Raw genomic sequence first — 1,780 nt, forward strand, 5'->3', positions numbered from 1 at the left:
CGCGGGCACCACCGCGGGGACCACCGCGGGGACCACCGGCACCGCCACGGACAGCCGGGACGCGGACGGCGACGGCACCGCCGTGGCCCGACCGGTCCGGCGTCCGAGCTTCGCCGTCACGCTGGCCACGGTGCTGCTGCCCGTCGTGCTCATGCTCGGCAAGTCGTTGCTCGACATCGTGGTGGACGACGAGCAGAACCCGGGCCAGATCGCGCTCGACTTCATCGGCACCCCGCTGATCGCGCTGCTGCTCGCCGTGATCGTCGCGATGTTCACCTTCGGCCGCGGCTCCGGCATGGACCGCGAGCAGATCTCGGCGTCGCTGGGCTCCTCGCTCGGCCCGATCGCCGGCATCCTGCTCATCGTCGGCGCCGGTGGCGGCTTCAAGCAGGTGCTGGTCGACACCGGGATCGGCAAGGTGCTGGGCGACGCGATCGCCGGTAGCAGCATCTCGCCGCTGCTGCTGGCCTGGCTGGTCGCGGTGCTGATCCGGCTGGCCACCGGTTCGGCCACGGTCGCCACCATCACGGCCTCCGGGATCATGGCGCCGGTCGCGGAGTCGATGTCGACCGGCGAGACGTCCCTGCTGGTGCTCGCCATCGGCGCCGGGTCGCTGTTCTTCAGCCACGTCAACGACGCCGGGTTCTGGCTGGTCAAGGAGTACTTCGGCCTCACCGTCGGCCAGACGATCAAGAGCTGGTCGATCATGGAGACCGTCATCTCGGTGACCGGCATCATCATCGTGCTCGTCCTGTCGCTGTTCACCTGACGCCCGGGACGCCGGCCCCGGACGTGAGCGACCCCTCGCGCACCCGACAGAGCTCGCCTGCCCTTGCTGCCTTCCGGCCCTGGGGGAGTTCAGCGAGATGACGCCGCACGAGGGGTCGGCGACCACTCTACAGGGGCACCGGCCGTGGTCCGGCGGGCCCGTCGGCTCCGGTATCCTCCTTCGCGGAGGATTCGCATAGTGGCCTAGTGCGCACGATTGGAAATCGTGTTGGGTTAATCACCCTCAGGGGTTCAAATCCCCTATCCTCCGCCAGCTGGTGAAGGGCCCGGACGTCGTCCGGGCCCTTCACCGTCCGCGGCCCGTGCGCGGTCACCGGCCGCGCAACCCGCGGCATGCCGGGCCGTTGGCCGTAGGATCGTGCCGTGATTTTCAAAGGCGTCGGCGACTCGCGCCCCTACCCGGACCACGGGCTGACCACGCCCAAGGACTGGGCGGACGTCCCGCCGCGCCAGGTCCGGCTCGACGAGCTGGTCACCACCAAGCGCGTCCTCGACCTGGACGCCCTGCTGTCCGAGGACTCCACCTTCTACGGCGACCTCTTCGCGCACGTCGTGGAGTACGGCGGCGTGCTGTACCTGGAGGACGGCCTGCACCGAGCGCTGCGGGCCGCGCTGCAGCAACGACCCGTGCTGCACGCCCGCGTCCTGGTGATCGACGGCTGACGACCCGCCGTGGCCTACATCGAGCAGGCGTCCACCTGGCGCGCCCGCAAGCGCCACCGCCAGCGCGTGACGCTGGTCGTCGTCCTGGTCGTGCTGATCGTCGCCGGCGGCGTGGGCTACGCGGTGTACTCCGGCGCGATCGGCGACGACGGTGCGGTCGACGTCCAGGCCCTGCCGCCGTGCCCGTCCGCCAAGGCCCCGCTGCGGCCGCAGCAGGTCGTGGTGAACGTCTACAACGCGACCACCCGCCCCGGCCTCGCGGCCAAGACCGCGACCACCCTCAGCCTGCGCTCGTTCGCGGTCAAGACGGTCGCCAACGACCCGCGGG

The 1,780-nt window shown here is 70.9% G+C and carries 3 protein-coding genes, 1 tRNA gene and 1 other RNA gene; 4 read left to right on the plus strand and 1 reads right to left on the minus strand.

Annotated elements, in window-relative coordinates:
• On the plus strand, window positions 1-769 hold a 769-nt coding region (locus BN10_RS14355; RefSeq protein ID WP_233354326.1), incomplete at its 5' end, for a GntT/GntP/DsdX family permease.
• Between the two features lie 23 nt (window positions 770-792).
• Here BN10_RS14355 and ffs read toward each other — a convergent pair.
• Window positions 793-889, minus strand: an RNA gene (gene ffs / locus BN10_RS16500) — signal recognition particle sRNA small type.
• A 64-nt stretch (window positions 890-953) separates the two neighbouring features.
• On the opposite strand from ffs, the gene BN10_RS14360 reads away from it, so the two are divergent.
• The 3 genes from BN10_RS14360 to BN10_RS14370 all read left to right on the plus strand — a co-directional run.
• Window positions 954-1,042 (plus strand) — tRNA-Ser (locus tag BN10_RS14360).
• A 110-nt stretch (window positions 1,043-1,152) separates the two neighbouring features.
• Window positions 1,153-1,452, plus strand: a complete 300-nt coding sequence (locus tag BN10_RS14365; RefSeq protein ID WP_010851977.1) for a type II toxin-antitoxin system VapB family antitoxin — start codon at window positions 1,153-1,155, stop codon at window positions 1,450-1,452.
• A 9-nt stretch (window positions 1,453-1,461) separates the two neighbouring features.
• On the plus strand, window positions 1,462-1,780 hold a 319-nt coding region (locus BN10_RS14370; RefSeq protein ID WP_040752001.1), incomplete at its 3' end, for a LytR C-terminal domain-containing protein.

This window comes from Phycicoccus elongatus Lp2 (genome assembly GCF_000367525.1).
GTDB lineage: Bacteria > Actinomycetota > Actinomycetes > Actinomycetales > Dermatophilaceae > Phycicoccus_A > Phycicoccus_A elongatus.